Source organism: Methylobacterium carpenticola, assembly GCF_042748905.1.
Taxonomy (GTDB): Bacteria; Pseudomonadota; Alphaproteobacteria; order Rhizobiales; family Beijerinckiaceae; genus Methylobacterium; species Methylobacterium carpenticola.
On the sequence record NZ_JBHZEO010000001.1, the window covers coordinates 1,938,366 to 1,956,425 of the forward strand.

General features: G+C 71.1%; 14 protein-coding genes. 9 read left to right on the top strand and 5 right to left on the bottom strand.

Annotation, left to right across the window (positions count from 1 at the left end; translation table 11 throughout):
- Positions 1-56: 56 nt before the first annotated feature.
- Together ACE101_RS09290 and ACE101_RS09295 are read right to left on the bottom strand one after the other, a co-directional pair.
- A complete protein-coding gene (locus ACE101_RS09290) occupies positions 57-1,619 on the bottom strand; it encodes a class I adenylate-forming enzyme family protein (RefSeq protein WP_379128282.1) in 1,563 nt (520 codons plus the stop codon).
- A gap of 86 nt (positions 1,620-1,705) precedes the next feature.
- On the bottom strand, positions 1,706-2,731 hold the full coding sequence (locus tag ACE101_RS09295; protein WP_379128285.1) for a TRAP transporter substrate-binding protein: 1,026 nt from the start codon (positions 2,729-2,731) through the stop codon (positions 1,706-1,708).
- Between the two features lie 249 nt (positions 2,732-2,980).
- On the opposite strand from ACE101_RS09295, the gene ACE101_RS09300 reads away from it, so the two are divergent.
- Both ACE101_RS09300 and ACE101_RS09305 read left to right on the top strand, forming a co-directional pair.
- Entirely contained in the window at positions 2,981-3,694 is a 714-nt protein-coding gene (locus tag ACE101_RS09300; protein WP_379128288.1) for a GntR family transcriptional regulator, read from the top strand.
- Between the two features lie 151 nt (positions 3,695-3,845).
- Positions 3,846-4,283, top strand: a complete 438-nt coding sequence (locus tag ACE101_RS09305; protein ID WP_379128290.1) for a Ros/MucR family transcriptional regulator — start codon at positions 3,846-3,848, stop codon at positions 4,281-4,283.
- A 69-nt stretch (positions 4,284-4,352) separates the two neighbouring features.
- Here ACE101_RS09305 and ACE101_RS09310 read toward each other — a convergent pair whose 3' ends face one another.
- Positions 4,353-4,628, bottom strand: coding sequence for a hypothetical protein (locus ACE101_RS09310; RefSeq protein ID WP_379128292.1), 276 nt, complete (start codon positions 4,626-4,628; stop codon positions 4,353-4,355).
- A gap of 507 nt (positions 4,629-5,135) precedes the next feature.
- Here ACE101_RS09310 and ACE101_RS09315 point away from each other — a divergent pair.
- The 3 genes from ACE101_RS09315 to ACE101_RS09325 all read left to right on the top strand — a co-directional run bounded on the left by ACE101_RS09315 (position 5,136) and on the right by ACE101_RS09325 (position 8,412).
- Positions 5,136-7,442 (top strand): FdhF/YdeP family oxidoreductase, encoded by a 2,307-nt coding sequence (locus ACE101_RS09315; protein WP_379128295.1) that lies wholly within the window; start codon positions 5,136-5,138, stop codon positions 7,440-7,442.
- Positions 7,439-7,744, top strand: coding sequence for a hypothetical protein (locus ACE101_RS09320; RefSeq protein ID WP_379128298.1), 306 nt, complete (start codon positions 7,439-7,441; stop codon positions 7,742-7,744). Before ACE101_RS09315 ends, ACE101_RS09320 begins: the two co-directional genes overlap by 4 nt.
- 275 nt (positions 7,745-8,019) lie before the next feature.
- Complete coding sequence (locus tag ACE101_RS09325; RefSeq protein WP_379128301.1) at positions 8,020-8,412, top strand: DUF6894 family protein; 393 nt, start codon at positions 8,020-8,022, stop codon at positions 8,410-8,412.
- Between the two features lie 128 nt (positions 8,413-8,540).
- On the opposite strand, the gene ACE101_RS09330 is transcribed toward ACE101_RS09325, so the two are convergent.
- Together ACE101_RS09330 and ACE101_RS09335 are read right to left on the bottom strand one after the other, a co-directional pair.
- Positions 8,541-11,735: an efflux RND transporter permease subunit gene (locus tag ACE101_RS09330; RefSeq protein ID WP_379128304.1), complete on the bottom strand. Its 3,195-nt coding sequence runs from the start codon at positions 11,733-11,735 to the stop codon at positions 8,541-8,543.
- Positions 11,736-11,978: 243 nt separating this feature from the next.
- Positions 11,979-13,229, bottom strand: coding sequence for an efflux RND transporter periplasmic adaptor subunit (locus ACE101_RS09335; RefSeq protein ID WP_379128306.1), 1,251 nt, complete (start codon positions 13,227-13,229; stop codon positions 11,979-11,981).
- 88 nt (positions 13,230-13,317) lie between these two features.
- Between ACE101_RS09335 and ACE101_RS09340 the strand changes: the two genes are divergently transcribed.
- From ACE101_RS09340 to ACE101_RS09355, 4 genes are all read left to right on the top strand, one after another.
- The gene (locus ACE101_RS09340; RefSeq protein WP_379128308.1) at positions 13,318-13,935 is read left to right on the top strand and encodes a TetR/AcrR family transcriptional regulator; all 618 of its coding nucleotides are present in this window, start codon (positions 13,318-13,320) and stop codon (positions 13,933-13,935) included.
- A 570-nt stretch (positions 13,936-14,505) separates the two neighbouring features.
- On the top strand, positions 14,506-15,939 hold the full coding sequence (locus tag ACE101_RS09345; protein WP_379128311.1) for a sensor histidine kinase: 1,434 nt from the start codon (positions 14,506-14,508) through the stop codon (positions 15,937-15,939).
- A gap of 144 nt (positions 15,940-16,083) precedes the next feature.
- Positions 16,084-17,142: a catalase family peroxidase gene (locus tag ACE101_RS09350; protein WP_379128314.1), complete on the top strand. Its 1,059-nt coding sequence runs from the start codon at positions 16,084-16,086 to the stop codon at positions 17,140-17,142.
- A gap of 5 nt (positions 17,143-17,147) precedes the next feature.
- Complete coding sequence (locus ACE101_RS09355) at positions 17,148-17,708, top strand: cytochrome b (RefSeq protein WP_379128317.1); 561 nt, start codon at positions 17,148-17,150, stop codon at positions 17,706-17,708.
- Positions 17,709-18,060: the final 352 nt, after the last annotated feature.

Consider the following 18,060-nt stretch of genomic DNA (forward strand, 5'->3'; position numbering starts at 1 on the left):
CGAAGCGTTGGCGCGCCAACGCAAGTCTGCTGCGCGTTGGAGCGGCGGCGCGGGGCTCAGGCGCCCTCGCCGACGAGCCGCTCCTTGAGCTTGCGATGCAGGGTCTTGCCGGTCGCGGTGCGCGGCATGTCGGCGTCGGCGAGGAACGAGACCGAGCGGGGGCGCTTGTGGCCGGCGAGCCGCTCCCGGGTCCATTCGAGGATCTGCGCCGCGTCCGCCGTCGCGCCCTCGCGCAGCACGATGACGGCGTGGACGCGCTCGCCCCAGGTCTCGTCGGGCAGGCCCACCACCGCGACGTCGTGCACGGCCGGGTGGCCGCCGAGCAGGGCCTCGACCTCGGAGGGATAGACGTTCTCGCCCCCCGAGATGATCATGTTGCTCTTGCGGTCGACGAGGTGGATGTAGCCGTCCGGGTCGCGGCGGGCCATGTCGCCCACCGTGCAATAGGCGCCGCGGAAGGCCTCGCTGGTCTTGCCCGGCAGCTTCCAGTAGCCGTCGAAGAGGTAGGGGTTGCTGGCGTAGAGTTCGCCCGCCTCGCCGTCCGGCACCTCGTTCCCGTCCGCGTCGAGGAGCCGGATCGGGGCGGAGCCGACGCATTCGCGCCCGACCGAGCCGAGCTTGGTGAACTGCTCGTCGGGATGCAGCATGGTCACCCAGCCGGTCTCGGTGGAGCCGTAGAGTTCGAACAGGCCCGAACTCGGGAACATCTCCATCACCGCCCGCTTGGTGTCGGGCCGCGCGGGCGCCGAGGAGATCATCAGGCGGGTGACGCGGCTCAGATCCTGCTGCCGGCGGATGGCGGCGGGCAGGCCGAGCATCATGGCGTAGTGCGTCGGCACCAGGGAGGTGAAGCTGGCGCCGCTCTGCGCCAGCACCCGCACGCAATGCTCCGGGTCGAAGCTCTTGCGCGAGTACACGCTCGTCACGCCGCCGCAATAGCTGAACGCGCCGAAGAAGTAGAGCGAGTTCGCGTGGCACAGCGGCATGACGAGGAGCGCCGAATCGTGACGGTGGATGCCGAGTTCGATCTCGGTGACGAGCGCCAGCATCGCGGCCCCGCGATGGCTGCGGATCGCGCCCTTCGGGCGGCCGGTCGTGCCCGAGGTGTACATCAGCATCCAGGGATCGGCGGGATCGACCGCCGTACCGGGCTCGGCCTCGCTCGCGCCCGCGATCAGATCCTCGTAGGCCGGGCAGCCGGCCGGGCCGGGCGCGGCGCCGAACCAGACCAGCCGCGCGGGGGACAGGGGGAGATCGGCGCCGATCTCCTCGACGGTCCCGGCGAGCTGATCCTGCACGATGAGGGCCGAGACCTCGGCATCCTCCAGGATGTAGCGGACCTCGGCGCCGACGAGCCGGAAGTTGACCGGCACCACGACGAGGCCCGCTTTGGCCGCCGCCGCGTAGATCTCCAGCCATTCGACGCAGTTATAGGCGAGCACGGCGACCCGGTCGCCCTTGGCGAGGCCCAGGCCGAGAAGCCCGTTGGCGAGGCGGCAGGCGCGGGCGTTCCACTGGCGGAAGGTCATCGCGCGCTCAAGGTCGCGCGCGCCGATCCGGTCGGGCTGCAGGCGCGCCTGGACGGCGAGCATTTGCCCGTGCGTGAGCACATCTCTCATCGGTCGCTCCTGATGGATCCGTCGCGTCGGCGATGCGGGCGGCCGCACGGGCCGCCTTGGCCGCACGGGCCGCCTTGGCCGCGCCGTCAGCCGATGTCGCCGGCGTATTTCTGCACGAGCGCCCAGGCCTCGGCGCCGAACTTCTCGCGCCACTGGGTGTAGAACTTCGTCCTGCGCAGGGCCGCCTGGAAGGCGCCCGGATCCACGCCGTTGAAGACGAGGCCCTTGGCTTCCAGCTCCTTCCGGAGGTCGATATTGGCCCTGGCGATGTCCCCGCGCTCCTTGAGCGCCGCGGCGTTGAGGTGCTTGGTCATGATCTGCTGCACGTCGGCCGGGATGCTGCGCCAGACCCGCCCGTTCGCCATCATCCAGAAGCCGTCCCAGGCATGGTTGGTGAGGGAGCAGTATCGCTGGACCTCGTAGAACTTGGCGAAGTTGATCAGGGCGAGCGGGTTCTCCTGGCCGTCCGCGATCTTGGTCTGGAGCGAGGAATAGGCCTCGCTGAGCGGGATGCTCACCGGCGCCGCGCCGAGGGCTGCGAACATCGACACCCAGAGCGGCACCACCGGCACGCGGATCTTGAAGCCCTTGAGATCGGCCGGCGTCTGGATCGGCTTGGTGCTGGTCGTGATCTGGCGGAAGCCGTTGTCCCAGGTCGCCTCGAACGGCACGAGATTCGTCTTCTCGATGGCCCGCCGGATGTAGCCGCCGACGTCGCCGTCCATGGCGGCCCAGACCGTGTCGTAGCTCGGGAAGGCGAAGCCCAGCCCGGTGAGGGAGGTCGCCGGCACCAGGGTCGAGACCACGGTGCCCGGGAAGGTCGCCAGTTCGAGGGCGCCCGAGCGGATCTGGGACAGCATGTCCGAATCGCTGCCGAGCTGGTTCGACGGGAACAGCGCGATCTCGACCGCCCCGTTCGTCTCCTGTGCGATCGCCGCGATCGCCTCCTTGAGGCGGACATTGACCGGGTGCGGCACCGGAAGGTCGGTGCCGAGCTTGAAGCTGAGCTTCTGCCCCTGCGCCAAGGCCGGGCGCGGCAGCCCGCCGCATGCCGTGGCGGCCGCCGCGCCGAGACCCGACGCCAGCAGGCGCCGCCGAGTGAGCCCCGTCATCGTTTCTCTCCCTCGCGTTGAATTCCGCGCCGCCGGCCCGGTTGTCCGGGTCCTGGCTCTTTGAATTCGGAATTCGAATTTGGAATTCGCTATTGCACGAAAGGCCGCTTTGCGCAACACGCGGTCCATGGTTTGTCGCGAAGGGGTTCCGGCCATGGCCGGTCCGTTACCGCAGCGCCTTCGAACGGCCTCCGGCGCTCATGCGCCGGACGCCTTGCCGGCGACGCATCGCCGGCAAGGCGCGATGGCATGATGGAGAGTCGCACGCCGATGACGCGCCACCGGCTCGTGGAGCAGGTCTACGACGCGATCTTCAACGAGATCACCGAGGGACGCTTGGCGCCGAACGCGCGGCTGATCCAGGACGAGCTCGCGGAGGCCTACGGCGTCTCGCGCCAGCCGGTGCAGCAGGCGCTGCTGCTGCTGCGCAACCACGGCATCGTGCGCGACGCGCCGCGCCGCGGGCTGGTGGTGGCGCCGCTCGAAGCCGGCTTCGTGCACAACCTCTACGAGGTGCGCGGCGTGCTGGAGGGGCTGACGAGCCGTCTCGCGGCGGAGCGCGGCGCGGCGCGCGCGGCGCGCGAGGGGCCGGCCCTGATCGCGGCGGGCCGCGCGGCCGTCGAGAGCGGCACGGTCTCGCAGCTCATCGCGGCGGACATCGCCTTCCACCGCTTCCTCGGCGAGATCTCGGGCAACCCGATCATCGTCGAGACGGTCGCCCCGCACTTCAACCACCTCCAGCGGATCATGGGCGAGGTGCTGCGCGAGGACGAGGCAATGCCCCACCGCATCTGGGAGGAGCACGCCGCCATCCTGGAGGCCATCACGGCGGGGGACGGGGCGCGGGCCGACCGGCTCTCGCAGGAGCACATCGCCCGGGCCGCCACGGTGTTCGTCGCGCGCCTCCAGGCGCAGGAGGATGCCTCGGCCGCGGAGAGCCGCCGCCGCCGGGTCCATCGCTGAGCCGGGCCCGCAGCGCCCGCCATTCCCGGAGACGATGCCAGGGCCGCCTCAATTCACCCGGGGGCCGGCCGTCCCGGGCCCCGAATCTCTGCTTGTCTTTTCTCCGGCATCACACCTAAGAGTTGTATCTGGGTGCAATCTGGAGCCTTCGATGAGCGACAAGGAAAGAGTCCCCTCCAACGGGATCGCGCTGGCTGCGGAGATCGTCTCGGCCTATGTCTCGCGCAACAACGTTCCGCCGGGTGAGCTGCCGGCCCTGATCCGAAGCGTGCACGACCAGATCGAGAAGCTCGGCCGGCCGGTCGAGCCGGAAGCTCCGAAGTTCACGCCTCCGCTTCCGCTCCGGAAGACGATCACGCCCGACTACATCGTCAGCCTGGAGGACGGGCGTCACTATAGGTCGCTGAAGCGGCATCTCGCCAAGCACGACCTGACGCCCGAGCAGTACCGCCAGAAATGGGGCCTGCCGCCGGATTATCCGATGATCGCGGCGAACTACGCGGCCATGCGCTCCGAACTCGCCAAGGCGAGCGGATTGGGCCGGTCGCGGCCCCCTGCCGCCTCGTCCCGCAGGGCCGCCGCGAAGTAGGATTCCTGCCGGCATGCAGGACCGCCGGCCCGGGATTGCCCGGCCGGCGACGTGGCGCTCGGCGCCGGGTCAGGCTGCGGCGAACCGATCGAGCCGGACCTGCTCGCTGACCCAGGCCACAGCCTCGTCCTGAGAGGTGAACACCGAGCCCTTGCTCCAATCCTGGCACGGGCCGAAACCGGCCTCCAGAAACCATTTCCCTTGCAGATCGCGGTCGTTGTCCTCGCTCTCGTCGAGCTGCACCAGGACCGCGACGAGTTTCCCTCCGACGAAAACGAGCGATCCGGGCTCTCCGCCCGCCCCGGTATTGACGAACACAGGCTGGCATTGTGCTTCAAGTGTCATCGTCACAGCCGAATCGATTTCTGGTATACCAATTTCGGTTAATTACCGCGTCACGACGCGACAAGTAAAACTTTGGTCCGATGCCAAAGAATGGCCAAGGCGGCGGCAGAGACTGACCGGTCGGCGTCCCGCGGCACCCGGGCGGGGGGAAATCACGGATCGGCGCACCTCTTGCACCGCCGCCCCTTGCACGGAGCACCGCCGGGCCGGGCCAGAAATCGCGGCCCCTGCGGCAATGCAAGTGCACCAAAGTATCCCATCCCGCGCAGGATAATTCTAAATTAACGCACCACGGTTGCGTTCAATGCATACCTCTCTCGCATATTCGTCCTCATCCCTTCGCATTTGCGAGATGCTATATCGATCGGCGTCGGACCACGCGGATCATGGGCGCCCTTGGACGCCGAGATCCGGCAGTCCGGATGTTTCCTCGATGCCGGCCGCGCGCCCGGATTGCCGGGCGGCGCGGCAGGCTTTCTCCAGCACGTCGGATCCCGAAGTCTCGCGATGGACAGCACCGTTCCGTCTCCCAAGCGCTCGTCCGCAGCCGGCGGCTGGGGCGCGTTGAAGAGCTGCGGCAAGCACCTGCTCGGCAGCCGCGCGCCCCTCTCCGGCGCCCGCGCCATGCTCAGCGCCAACCAGCCCGACGGTTTCGACTGTCCCGGTTGCGCCTGGGGCGACCCGGCCCACGGCTCCTCGTTCGAGTTCTGCGAGAACGGCGTCAAGGCGGTGGCCTGGGAGGCGACCGACAAGCGCGCCACCCCGCGCTTCTTCGCCAAGCACACGGTGAGCGCCCTGCGCGGCTGGACCGACTACGCCCTGGAGAGCGAGGGCCGCCTCACGCATCCGATGCGCTACGACGCCGCGAGCGACACCTATCGCCCGGTCGCCTGGGAGGAGGCCTTCGCGGAGATCGGCGCGGCCCTGCGGGCGCTGCCCACGCCGGATGCCGCCGAGTTCTACACCTCGGGCCGGGCCTCGAACGAGGCCGCCTTCCTCTACCAGCTCTTCGCGCGGGCCTACGGCACCAACAACTTCCCCGATTGTTCCAACATGTGCCACGAGGCGAGCGGCATCGCGCTCACCGAGGCGATCGGGATCGGCAAGGGCACGGTGCTGTTGGAGGATTTCGAGAAGGCGGACGCGATCTTCGTCGTCGGCCAGAATCCCGGCACCAACCATCCGCGCATGCTGGGCGACCTGCGCCGGGCCGCCGAGCGCGGCGCCCGCGTCGTGGTGCTCAACCCCGTGCGCGAGCGCGGCCTGGAGCGCTTCGCCGACCCGCAGAACAGCGTCGAGATGCTGCGCGGCGCGAGCCGTCCGATCGCCAGCCACTACTACCAGCCGCGCCTCGGCGGCGACATGGCCGCCTTCCGCGGGATCGCCAAGGCGGTGTTCGCCCGCGACGAGTCCGAGCGCGCCGCCGGCCGGCCCTCGCTCCTCGACCGCGCCTTCCTGGCCCGCCACGCCTCCGGCTTCGAGGCCTACCGCGCGGCGGTCGACGCCACCGCCTGGGAGGCGATCCTCGACCAGTCCGGCCTCACCCGCGCCCAGATCGAGGAGGCGGCCGAGGTCTATCTCGGGGCGGACCGGGTCATCGCGACCTGGGCGATGGGCGTCACCCAGCACCGGCACTCGGTCGCCACGATCCGCGAGATCGCCAACGTGCTGCTCCTGCGCGGCCATGTCGGCCGGCCCGGCGCGGGCCTGTGCCCGGTGCGCGGCCACTCGAACGTGCAGGGCGACCGCACGGTCGGCATCACCGAGAAGCCGCCGGCGGCGCTCCTCGACGCGCTGGAGCGCGAGTTCGGCGTCGTGGTGCCGCGCCGGCACGGCCACAACGTGCTCGCGGCGATCGGCGCGATGCTCGACGGCTCGGCCAAGGCCTTCATCGGGCTCGGCGGCAACTTCGCCCGCGCCACGCCCGACAGCGCGCTCGTCGCCAAGGCGCTCGCGTCCTGCGACCTCACCGTCCAGATCGCCACGAAGCTCAACCACTCGCACCTGCTGCCGGGCCGCGTCGCCTACCTGCTGCCCTGCCTCGGGCGCACGGAGATCGACCGCAACCCGCAGGGCAAGATCCAGATCGTGACCGTCGAGGATTCGATGAGCATGGTCCACGGCTCGGGCGGCATCAACAAGCCGGCCTCGCCGCATCTGCGCTCGGAGGTCGCGATCATCGCCGGCATGGCCGCCGCGACGGTCGGCTCGGAGACGATCGACTGGGCGTGGCTCGCCGCGGATTACGACCGCATCCGCGACCGGATCGCGGCGACGATCCCCGGCTTCGCGGATTTCAACCTCCGCGTGCGCCGCCCGCGCGGCTTCCAGCTGCGCAATCTCGCCGCCGAGCGCGTGTTCGAGACGCGCTCCGGCAAGGCCGACTTCGCCGCGGGCCCGCTCCCGCTGGCGACCGAGCATCAGCGCGCGGCCGTGAGCGAGGACACCTTCGTCCTCCAGACCTTCCGCAGCCACGACCAGTACAACACCACGATCTACGGCCTCGACGACCGTTACCGCGGCGTCTACGGCGAGCGTCGCGTGGTCTTCGCCCATCCGGACGACCTCGCGGCCTTGCGGGCGCGGGCCGGCGACCGGGTCGATCTCGTCGGCGTGCACGAGGACGGGATCGCGCGCATCGCCGAGGATTTCCGGCTCGTGCCCTTCGACATGCCGCGCGGCTGTCTCGCGGGCTACTACCCCGAACTCAACGTGCTGGTGCCGCTGTCGAGCTTCGGCGAGCGCTCCGACACGCCGACCTCGAAATCGGTGCTGGTGCGGGTGCGGGCCCGCGCGCGGGCGGAGGCGGCGTGAGCGAGCCTCCGGCCGATGCCGAGACCTTCCTCGCCGCGACCGACACGGTCGCGGCGATGCGCTCCGACCTGAGCCTGCTGGAGGCGGGCATCCTCGCCGGGCTGCACCTGCGCTTGGCCGAGGACAGCCGCAGCTTCGCGCGCATCTTCGGCCTCGAGCACGCCCTGGTCCTGCGCGCCGTCGAGACCCTCTCCGGGCACGGGCTCGTCGCGGCGACCGAGCGCAACCCGCGCACCCAGCGCACCCGCTACGCGGCCAGCCCCGAGGGCGCGGCCTTGCTGCGGTCCATCCTCAGCTCGTGAGGGGACGCGCCTCCCCGCGTCGAGGCGGCATCCCCGTCCACGCACGAGGCAGCAGCGGGCCTCCCCGCGGAAGCGCCCCCTGTGCTGCGATCCAAGGTTAAGAAGCCGGCCAGATCGACTCTGCCGCAGGCGTCGTTCGGCCCTGCCCAGACACTTCGGCAATCCGCCGGTCCATACATTTGACCGCACATCGGGTATGCATCTGCGCTACCATATGGGCAGACCGGCGGCGTTCCGTCCGGCTACGATCCTCTACGGTCACCGGGAGACAGGACGTGCCGCTCTTCTACTTCCACCTGAAGAACGGAGATGCCATCGATCGTGATGAGGTGGGGACCGAGTGCCCGAGCCTGGAGGCTGCCTATCTGGAAGCCTGTCGCGCCCTCGTGGGCATGGCCATCGACATGATCCGCGCGCGCGAGGACCCGATGCGACTGGGCTTCGAGATCACCGACGCGCGGGGTCAGGCCTTGATGGAGGTGCCGCTCAGCGATGCGCTGAAACGGGGACGCAGGCCGTGCCGGCCTCCCTCGCCGGCTGCGGCGCTGGGGATGCGGGCTCAAGGGGACCGGACGGCCCGCCTGATCGGCGAGCTCACGCGACAGCAGGCCGTCCTGCAGGGCACGCTCGCCGAAACGCAGCGGCTCCTGGCCCAGATGCGCCGCTGAACCGTCTCCGCGTCCGGCTCTCCCTTCCGAGAGCCGCGCCCTCCTCGGCCCGGGATCTCTCCGACGGCTCGCAGGCCAAGAGCGCGGACCATGGGCGCGGACCACGGGCGCGGACGCAAGCTGCCGCTTCAGTGGACCGCCTCCGCGCGCGGGGCGTGGGCGGCGGGCGGCGTCCCGCCGTGGTGCCGCAGGGGCCGGTTGCCGGTGAGCTGGCGCAGCAGCACGTAGAAGACGGGCGTCAGGAACAGGCCGAACGCCGTCACCCCGATCATCCCGGAGAAGACGGCCACGCCCATCGCCCGCCGCATCTCCGACCCGGCGCCGGTCGCGGTCACGAGCGGCAGGACGCCCATGATGAATGCCATCGAGGTCATCAGGATCGGGCGCAGCCGCAGCCGGCTCGCCTCGATCGCCGCCGCGAGCGGCCGGCGGCCGGCGAATTCCAGCTCGCGGGCGAATTCGACGATCAGGATGGCGTTCTTGGCCGACAGCCCCACCAGGACGATCAGGCCGATCTGCGTGAAGACGTTGTTGTCGCCGGCCGAGAGCCAGACGCCGGTCATGGCGGCGAGGAGCCCCATCGGCACGATCAGCAGGATCGCCAGCGGCAGGGTCAGGCTCTCGTACTGGGCGGCGAGCACGAGGAAGACGAGCAGGATCGCCAGCGGGAAGACCCAGACGCCCGAATTGCCGGCGATGAACTCCTGATAGGTGAGGTCGGTCCACTCGAAGGCGAAGCCCTTCGGCAGCGTCTCGGCGGCGATGCGGGTGGCGGCCGCCTGGGCTTGGCCCGACGAGAAGCCGGGCGCGGCGCCCGCGTTGATGTCGGCCGACAGGAACCCGTTGTAGCGCATCGCCCGCTCGGGCCCGGAGGTCTGCCGGACGCGCAGCAGCGCCGCGAGCGGCACCATCTCCCCCGAGGCGGCCCGGACCTTGAGGAGCCCGACATCGTCCGCCCGGGCGCGGAAGGGGGCGTCGGCCTGGACCCGGACCGAGTAGGTGCGCCCGAACTTGTTGAAATCGTTGACGTAGAGCGAACCGAGATAGATCTGCAGCGTGTCGAACACGTCCGTCACCGGGATCCCGAGCTGGCGGGCCTTGGTCCGGTCGAGGTCGGCGAAGAGCTGCGGCACGTTCATCTGGAAGCTCGAGAACAGGCCGGCCAGTTCCGGCGCCTGCGCGGCCTTCGCCAGGAAGGCCTTGGTCGCCTCGTTCAGGGCCTCGTAGCCGAGGCCCGCCCGGTCCTCGATCTGGAGCTTGAACCCGCCGATCGTGCCGAGGCCGTTGACCGGCGGCGGCGGGAACATGGCGATGAAGGCGTCCTGGATCCCGGCATATTTCCGGTTCAGGGATTGGGCGATCGCCGCCCCGCTCAGGGCGGGGTCCCGGCGCTCCGCGAACGGCTTCAGGGTGGAGAAGACGATCCCCGCATTCGAGCTGTTGGTGAAGCCGTTGATCGAGAGGCCCGGGAAGGCGACGGCGCTCTCGACGCCGGGCTCCTTCAGGGCGATCTCGCTCATGCGGCGGATCACCTCCTCGGTCCGGTCGAGGGTGGCCCCGTCGGGAAGCTGGGCGAAGCCGACCAGATACTGCTTGTCCTGGCCCGGCACGAAGCCGCCCGGCACCTGCCGGAACAGCACCACGGTCAGGCCGACGAGGACGAGGTAGAGCCCCATCATCGCGGATTTGCGCGAGACGACCCTTCCGACGCCGTGTCCGTAGCCGGCGGAGGCCCGCCCGAAGGCCCGGTTGAAGCGGCGGAAGAACCAGCCGAGCAGCGTGTCGAGGGCGCGGGTCAGCCGGTCCGGCGGGGCGTCGTGCCCGCGCAGGAGGAGGGCCGAGAGGGCCGGCGAGAGGGTGAGGGAATTGACCGCCGAGATCACCGTCGAGATCGCGATCGTCAGGGCGAACTGCTTGTAGAACTGGCCCGTCAGGCCGCTGATGAAGGCGAGGGGCACGAACACCGCGACGAGGACGAGGGCGATCGCGATGATCGGGCCCGACACCTCGCGCATGGCCTGGTAGCTCGCCTCCCGCGGCGACAGCCCGGCCTCGATGTTGCGCTCCACGTTCTCCACCACCACGATGGCGTCGTCGACCACGATGCCGATGGCGAGCACGAGGCCGAACAGGCTCAGCGCGTTGATGGAGAACCCGAAGACGTGCATCACCGCGAAGGTGCCGACGATCGAGACCGGCACGGCGAGCAGCGGGATGATCGAGGCGCGCCACGTCTGCAGGAACAGGATCACGACCAGCACCACGAGGGCGACCGCTTCGAGGAGCGTGTGGATCACCGCCTCGATCGAGGCGCGCACGAACTGCGTCGGGTCGTAGACGATCTGGTAATCGATGCCGTCCGGCATGGTCGCCTTGATCTCGGCCATGGTCCGGCGGACCTCGTCCGAGATCTGGATGGCGTTCGAGCCCGGCGACTGGGAGATCGGGATCGCGACCGCCGACTTGTTGTCGAGGAGCGAGCGCAGGGCGTAGTCGGACGCCCCGAGCTCGATGCGGGCGATGTCGCGCAGCCGCGTGATCGCGCCGTCCGCGCCGGTCTTGACGACGATGTCGCCGAACTGCTCCTCGCTGGTGAGGCGTCCCTCGGCGTTGAGCGAGAGCTGGAGGTCGAGGCCCGGCACCGCCGGCGAGGCGCCGACGACGCCCGCCGCCGCCTCGACGTTCTGGGCCTGGATCTCGCGGACGACATCCCCGGCCGAGAGGCCGTGCTCGGCCACCTTCTGCGGGTCGAGCCAGATCCGCATCGCGTAGTCGCCCGAGCCGAAGAGCTGCACCTGCCCCACGCCGTCGAGGCGCGCGAGGCGGTCCTTGACGTTGAGCACCGCGTAGTTGCGCAGGTAGGTCATGTCGTAGCGGCCGTTCGGCGAGACGAGGTGCACGACCATGGTCAGGTCGGGCGAACTCTTCACCGTGACGATGCCGAGCTGGCGCACCACCGCGGGCAGGCGCGGCTCGGCCTGCGAGACGCGGTTCTGGACCAGCTGCTGGGCCTTGTCGGGATCGGTGCCGAGCCGGAAGGTGACGGTCAGCGTCATGATGCCGTCCGTCGTCGCCTGGCTCGACATGTAGAGCATGCCCTCGACGCCGTTGATCTGCTCCTCGATCGGCGTCGCCACGGTCTCGGCGATGACCTTCGGATTGGCGCCCGGATAGGTGGCCCGCACCACGACGGACGGGGGCACGACGTCCGGATACTCGGAGATCGGCATCGCGAAGAGCGCGATGAGGCCCCCGAGGAAGACGAGCACCGAGAGCACGCCCGCGAAGATCGGGCGGTCGATGAAGAACTTGGAGAGGTTCATGCCGCCCTCCTGGGCGAGCCGGATCGCGGCCGCGCGGGAGCGCGGCGGGAGAATCGGGCCGGCGGGATGCCGGCGGGTCGGGACCGGTTGGCTCTGGCTCCGCCGGGATCCGGGCTGCTTGCCTGTTCACCCCCCTTTGCCGGATCGCCCGCCGCTCTCGCTTCAGGCGTCCGGGAAAGGGGGCGATGACTTGAGTGGTCCTGCGTTCGATCGATCCGGCAGCGGATGGCCGGAGCGTCGGACTCAGCGCTGCGCGAGCCGGCCCGCGGCGGCCGGGCCACCGGGCCGCGCACCCATGGCGACCGTCTCGGCCCGCACCAGGGCGCCGGGGCGGACGCGCTGGAGGCCGTTCACCACGATCCGGTCCCCGCTCGTCAGGCCCGTTTCCACCACGCGCAGGCCGTCCACGGCTCGGCCGAGGGTGACGGCGCGGTACTCCGCCCGGTTGTCGGCACCGACGGCGAGGACGAACTTCTTGTCCTGGTCGGTGCCGATGGCGCGCTCGTCCACGAGCAGCAGCCGGCCGGGCTTCGCTTGGCCGAGCCGCATGCGCGCGAACTGGCCGGGGATGAGGCGCCCGTCGCGATTCTCGAACACGGCCCGGACCCGGACCGTCCCGCTGCGGGCATCGACCTTGTTGTCGATGAACTGGAGATGGCCCGCGGACCGCGCTCCCTCCGCCGTCGTCATCTCGACCGGGATGCGGTCGAGCCGCCCGCGGGCGCCCGAGGGCTCGGCGATCGAGGCGAGGGCGCGCAGCACGATCCCCTCGTCCGCGTCGAAGCTGGCATAGATCGGATCGACCGACACCAGCGTCGTCAGGACCGGCGCGCCCGCGCCCACCGCCACGAGGTTGCCCACCGTGACCTCCCGGCGCCCGACCCGCCCGCCGACCGCCGCGCGCACCTGCGTGTAGCCGAGGTTCAGCCGCGCGGCCTCCAGCGCCGCCTTGGTGGCGTCGAGGGTCGCCTTGGCCTCCTTGTAGGCGTTCGAGCGGGAATCGAGGTCGCGCGCGGTGACGATGCGCTGGTCCCAGAGGCGCTGGCCGCGGTCGAGATCGCTCGCGGTCAGGGCGAGGCGCGCCTCGGCCCCCGTGACCTGCGCCTCGAGGCGCTGGGCCTCCGCCGCGTAGGGCGCGGGATCGATCGTCACCAGGACGTCTCCGGCCTTGACCAGTTCCCCTTCGGCGAAGTGGATCGCCTGGATCGCGCCGCCGACCCGGGCGCGCACCTCCACGCGCTCGATCGCCTCCAGCCGGCCGGAGAACTCGTCCCACAGGACGACCTCGCGCGGCTCCACCGTCGCGACCGACACCGGCACGGCCTCCTCGGACGCGGCCGCCGCGGCCGGTCCCGCCTGGACGAAAGCGCGCGGCAGGACCGCGGAGGCCGCTCCCGCCAGGAGGCCGGCCGCCAGGGCGATTCCGGATGCCCGCCGCAGCAGGAAGCGGGTAAGGGAGGCGTCACGCTCTGGGCTCACGGCCAGCTCCGACATCTGTATGGTTCGCTACAGATGTCGGAGTGGACGCCGCGCGTCAAGAGACTTATCTATTGCTCGATACAAAAGTGGGAGCCCGCAGGCAATGGCGATGGGTCGGCCTCGGTCCTTCGACAGGGACAAGGCCTTGGACGAGGCGATGGAGGTGTTCTGGCGCCACGGCTACGACGGCGCCACGCTCGCCGAGCTGACCAAGGCGATGGGCATCAAGCCGCCGAGCCTCTATGCCGCCTTCGGCAGCAAGGAGGGGCTTCTGAAGGCCGCCCTCGACCGCTACGCGCAGAAGCGCTCGCAGCACATGGGTTACGTGCTCAGCGGCCGGACGGCGCGCGAGGTCGCGGAGCGGATGCTGCTCAGCATCGTGGAGAGCCACACGGATCCGGCCAATCCGCCCGGCTGCCTCCTGGTCCAGGGGGGACTCGCCTGCGGCGCGGGCTCCGAGAACATCCCGTTCGAGCTGGCCGCGCGCCGCGCGCAGACCGAGGCCGAACTCCGCGACCGCTTCGTCCAGGCCAGGGAGGAGGGCGACCTGCCGGCGAGCGCCGATCCGGCGGCGCTGGCGCGCTTCCTGTCGAGCGTCATCGCGGGGATGGGCGTGATGGCGTCGTCCGGCTCGGACCGCGAGGCCCTGCGCGAGGTGGCGCAGGTCGCGCTCCAAGCCTTCCCGGAGCCTCCCGGCCGCGTCCCGCCGGCCGTGTCCTGACGGCGGAGCGGCGAGGCCGACCGGCCTCGGGCGCGATGAGCGAGACGGTCCCGTCATGGTCGGCAGCTTCCAGGGATGGCGAGGTTGTCCAAGCGGACGGTCCCGGGCCGTCCTATCCTCGGAATCGTCGGGCTGGGCATCGCCCCCTCACCAGTCCGGCACGCGGGCCGGATCGTCGCCTGAGCGCGCTCGGTCCGGCCCGCATGGCCGTCTCGGCAGAGCGGCCTGACCTCCGCCGCGCCGGCCACGCACGGGTCGTGCCCGCATCGCGTGCGATTCCGCAGGTTGGAGCAAAAGGATAGCAGGACCGGACAAGCCGCCGGCCGGGCGATACGCTATGCCGCGAGCGATTCGGGTCCGTGGAGAGGCAGGACGACCATGCCGGTGGCCGGCGTCACGTGTTCCGGTTCAGCGTCTCCGGGAAGCGATGGGGTAGCGGCATCCGGGACGGCGAGCGCGGCGCCTCTCCGGCGGATCGGCGCGCGGGCGGGGCCGCCCCGGCCCCGGGGGCCCGTCCTCGCCGCGGCGGGCCTGGCGGCCGCGATCTTCGCGCTCGACAGCTTCACCCCCATGACCATCGCGATCGCGGTGATGTACGGGCTGGTCGTGCTCATCGCCGCTCCGGCCCTCACCCGGCGCGGCGTGCTGCGGACGGCCGGCGCCTGCGCGGCGCTGACGGTCGTGGCCTACCTGATCACGCATGGGGGCGAGGCGCCGGGCATGGCGCTGCTCCGGTGCGGCGTCAGCCTGGCCGCCCTCGGCCTGACGACGCTGCTGGTACACCGCATGAAGGCGGCCCTCGACGCGGTCGCCCGCAGCGAGCGGCGCTACCGCGCGATCTTCGAATCCACCGAGGCGGCCCTCTGGGAGGAGGATTACACCGGGGTCGCCGCCGCCCTGGCGGAGGCGGGCTGCCGGAGCGCGCGCGACGTCGAGCAACTGGCCGCCCGGGAGCCGGACACGGTCCTGCGCATGATGCGCCGCATCCGGACGCTCGACGTCAACGAGACGGCGGTGCGGCTCGTGGGCGCGCGCGACAAGGCGCAGCTGCGGGCCGATCTCGGCGCCATCTTCGGCCCCGAAGCCCTGCCCCTTGTGACGGGGCTGCTCGGGGCCATCCTGGCGCGCCGGCCGTCCTTCCAGGGCGAGGCCGAGCTGCGCCGATTCGACGGCGCGCGGCGGATCGTGCTCGTGAACGCCCGCTTCGGCCTGGACGGCGAGGCCGGCCGCGTGGTCGTCTCGGCGGTGGACGTCACGGAGCGCGCGCGCACCGAGGAGGCCCTGAGCCAAGCCCGGACCGAGCTCGCCCATGTCAGCCGCGTGAGCATGCTCGGCGAACTGGCGGCCTCTCTCGCGCACGAGGTCAACCAGCCTCTGGCGGCGGTCGTCACCAACGGGGAAGCCTGCCTGCGCTGGCTGGCGCGGCCCCAGCCCGATCTCGACGAGGCGCGCACCTGCGTCGCGAACGCCGTCCGGGCGGGCCGGCGGGCCGCCGATGTCGTGCAGCGGCTGAGGGCGATGATCCGGAACGGCGAGACCGAATCCGTGGTCCTCGACATCAACCAGGTGGCCCGCGAGAGCGTGGCCCTGCTGGAGCCGGAGATGAAGGGCCAGGGCGTCGCCCTCGCGCTCGACCTCGCGCCGGGGCGGCTCGCGGTGATGGGCGACCGCATCCAGTTGCAGCAGGTCCTCGTCAACCTGCTGCTCAACGCCCTGCAGGCGATGCACGCGACCGCGCCGAAGGCCGTGCGCGTCGAGAGCCGGGGCGAGGCCGGCGGCGGCCTGATCTGCGTGCGCGATTGCGGGCCGGGCCTCGACGAGACGGCGATGGCGCGCCTGTTCACGCCGTTCTTCACGACGAAGCGGACCGGCCTCGGGGTGGGCTTGTCGATCTGCCGCTCCCTCGTGAGCGCGCATGGCGGGCGGATCTGGGCGGACAGCACGCCGGGGGAGGGCGCGGCCTTCTTCGTCTGGCTGCCCGGAGAGGGCGCGGACCCGGCCTGACCGCGGGATCTCGCCGCGGGTACGGCGGGATGCTTCCGGGCAAGCGGATTTCGTGACAGCCGCCGCCGCCGATCGCCGGTATCGGAGGGTGGACCGCAGCACGGCCCGCGCGAGCGCGGGCCGTGCACCTCGGGAGGAGCCCGGATGCGTGAGAGCCTGACCTCGTCCCTGCGTGCGAATATCGGATCCTGTGCCGTCATCGGGGCCGTGGTGACGGCGCTCGCCGGCGCCTTCGCCGCGACGGCGGGGTGGCTGTCCCCCGGCCGGCTCACGCCGACGAAGATCGTCGATGCGCTGGCGCCCGCGGGCGGTCCCGCGCTCGGACACCGCCGCAACCACGCCAAGGGCATCTGCTTCACGGGCGTCTTCGAATCGAACGGCCGGGGAGCCGCCTATTCGCGGGCCACCGTCTTCGCCCCGGGCGCCTTCGCGGCCCTCGGCCGCTTCAATCTCGGCACCGCCGACCCGAACGCGCCCGACGCGACCGTCCGCGTGCGCGGGCTCGGCCTCCAGATCACGGCGGCGGACGGCGCGGTCTGGCGCAGCGCGATGATCGACCCGCCGTTCTTCCCGGTCTCGACCCCGCAGGCCTTCTACGACCTGCTCCTGGCCTCCCGCAGCAAGGACCCGGAGGCCATGAAGGCCTTCGCCGCCGCTCATCCGGAATTCAAGACCTTCGGAGCCTGGGCGGCGAGCGCGCCCTGGACCGCGAGCTACGCGGAGGAGCGCTACAACGGCCTCAACGCATTCCTGTTCGTCGATGCGTCGGGGGCCGAGCGCCCGGTCCGGTGGTCGTTCGTGCCTCAGGCCCCGGTGGTGCCGATCAGCAGCCAGGACCTCGCCAAGCTCGGCCCCGACCATCTCGAGCGGGAGATCGCCGAACGGGTCGCCCGGGCGCCGCAGCGTTGGACCGCGCAGGTGACGCTGGCCGAGCCGGGCGACGCCACCGCGGATCCGAGCCAAGCCTGGCCCGCGACGCGCACCACCGTCGAGATCGGCACCCTGGTCGTGCAGGCGATCGAGGCCGAGGCCGACGGCCCGTGCCGCGAGATCAATTTCGATCCGACCGTGCTGCCGGACGGCATCCGCGTCTCCGACGATCCGTTCCCGGCCGCGCGCTCCGCCGCCTACGCCCGGTCGTACGACCTGCGCACCGCCGAGGCGAAGCACTATCCCGCCCGCGCGGCTTCCAAGGGGGAGTGACGCCGATGAGCAGCCCGTCCCGGACCTTCACGGCGTTGCAGCGCGCCCTCCATTGGCTGATGGCGGCCGGCATCATCGCGATGCTGTTCATCGGCGTCGGCATGGTCTCCACTATCGGGCCGGCCTACCCGTCGCTGATCACGACGCACAAGACGCTCGGCCTCGCGATCCTGCTCCTCGCCCTGATCCGTCTCGGGATCCGGCTGCGCTCCGGCGCGCCGCCGCTTCCGGCGGATCTCCCGGCCCCGATGAGGCTGGCGGCCGCGGGCTCGCATTACGCGCTCTACGCGCTGATGATCGGGCTTCCGCTGATCGGCTGGGGAATGCTGTCGGCCAGCGCCTATCCGGTCGTCCTGTTCGGCTCCATCCGGCTGCCCGCGATCCTGCCGCAGAGCGACGCGGTGCGGACCGTCCTGTGGTACGCGCACGTCACCCTCGCCTTCGCGTTCTTCGGCCTGATCCTGCTCCACCTGGCCGCGGCGCTGTTCCACGGGCTGGTGCGGCGGGACGGCGTCCTGGCGAGCATGGCGCCGGTCTTCGGCCGCCGCACCACGCCGCGGAGCTGATGAGCGCGGCGGGACAGACGGCGCTGACGCGGCCGCCCCGGTGATCACCGCCGGTCGTCGGAGAGGCCCGGCTGTTGAACGCCCGATCCCTGCCCGCCCCTTTCCGGGCCCGTTCGGGCCTGCACGACCGGAACGTAAGGGGACCCGGGAAGGGGTGGAGCGGTGATCGCCGGCAGAACCTCACCATGAGGAGAATGATACGGTTTCCGGAAGATCACTTTCGGAAACCGTATCACGCGCCCGCGCGGCGCCTGAGCGAGGCCGGTTTCCGCATCGCGAAGCGATCATCCGGAAACCGTATGACGGCCTCAAGGTCGCGCCCGGGAGCCGGGGCCGGCCGCCGGATCATACC

Excerpts from the sequence above, each read along its gene's own strand:
- ACE101_RS09305 (WP_379128290.1), top strand. The coding sequence starts at position 3,846 with ATGAGCGACAAGGAAAGAGTCCCCTCCAACGGGATCGCGCTGGCTGCG.
- ACE101_RS09335 (WP_379128306.1), bottom strand. The coding sequence starts at position 13,229 with ATGTCGGAGCTGGCCGTGAGCCCAGAGCGTGACGCCTCCCTTACCCGC.
- ACE101_RS09315 (WP_379128295.1), top strand. The coding sequence starts at position 5,136 with ATGGACAGCACCGTTCCGTCTCCCAAGCGCTCGTCCGCAGCCGGCGGC.
- ACE101_RS09355 (WP_379128317.1), top strand. The coding sequence starts at position 17,148 with ATGAGCAGCCCGTCCCGGACCTTCACGGCGTTGCAGCGCGCCCTCCAT.
- ACE101_RS09350 (WP_379128314.1), top strand. The coding sequence starts at position 16,084 with ATGCGTGAGAGCCTGACCTCGTCCCTGCGTGCGAATATCGGATCCTGT.
- ACE101_RS09290 (WP_379128282.1), bottom strand. The coding sequence starts at position 1,619 with ATGAGAGATGTGCTCACGCACGGGCAAATGCTCGCCGTCCAGGCGCGC.
- ACE101_RS09310 (WP_379128292.1), bottom strand. The coding sequence starts at position 4,628 with ATGACACTTGAAGCACAATGCCAGCCTGTGTTCGTCAATACCGGGGCG.
- ACE101_RS09300 (WP_379128288.1), top strand. The coding sequence starts at position 2,981 with ATGATGGAGAGTCGCACGCCGATGACGCGCCACCGGCTCGTGGAGCAG.
- ACE101_RS09345 (WP_379128311.1), top strand. The coding sequence starts at position 14,506 with ATGACCATCGCGATCGCGGTGATGTACGGGCTGGTCGTGCTCATCGCC.
- ACE101_RS09295 (WP_379128285.1), bottom strand. The coding sequence starts at position 2,731 with ATGACGGGGCTCACTCGGCGGCGCCTGCTGGCGTCGGGTCTCGGCGCG.
- ACE101_RS09340 (WP_379128308.1), top strand. The coding sequence starts at position 13,318 with ATGGCGATGGGTCGGCCTCGGTCCTTCGACAGGGACAAGGCCTTGGAC.
- ACE101_RS09330 (WP_379128304.1), bottom strand. The coding sequence starts at position 11,735 with ATGAACCTCTCCAAGTTCTTCATCGACCGCCCGATCTTCGCGGGCGTG.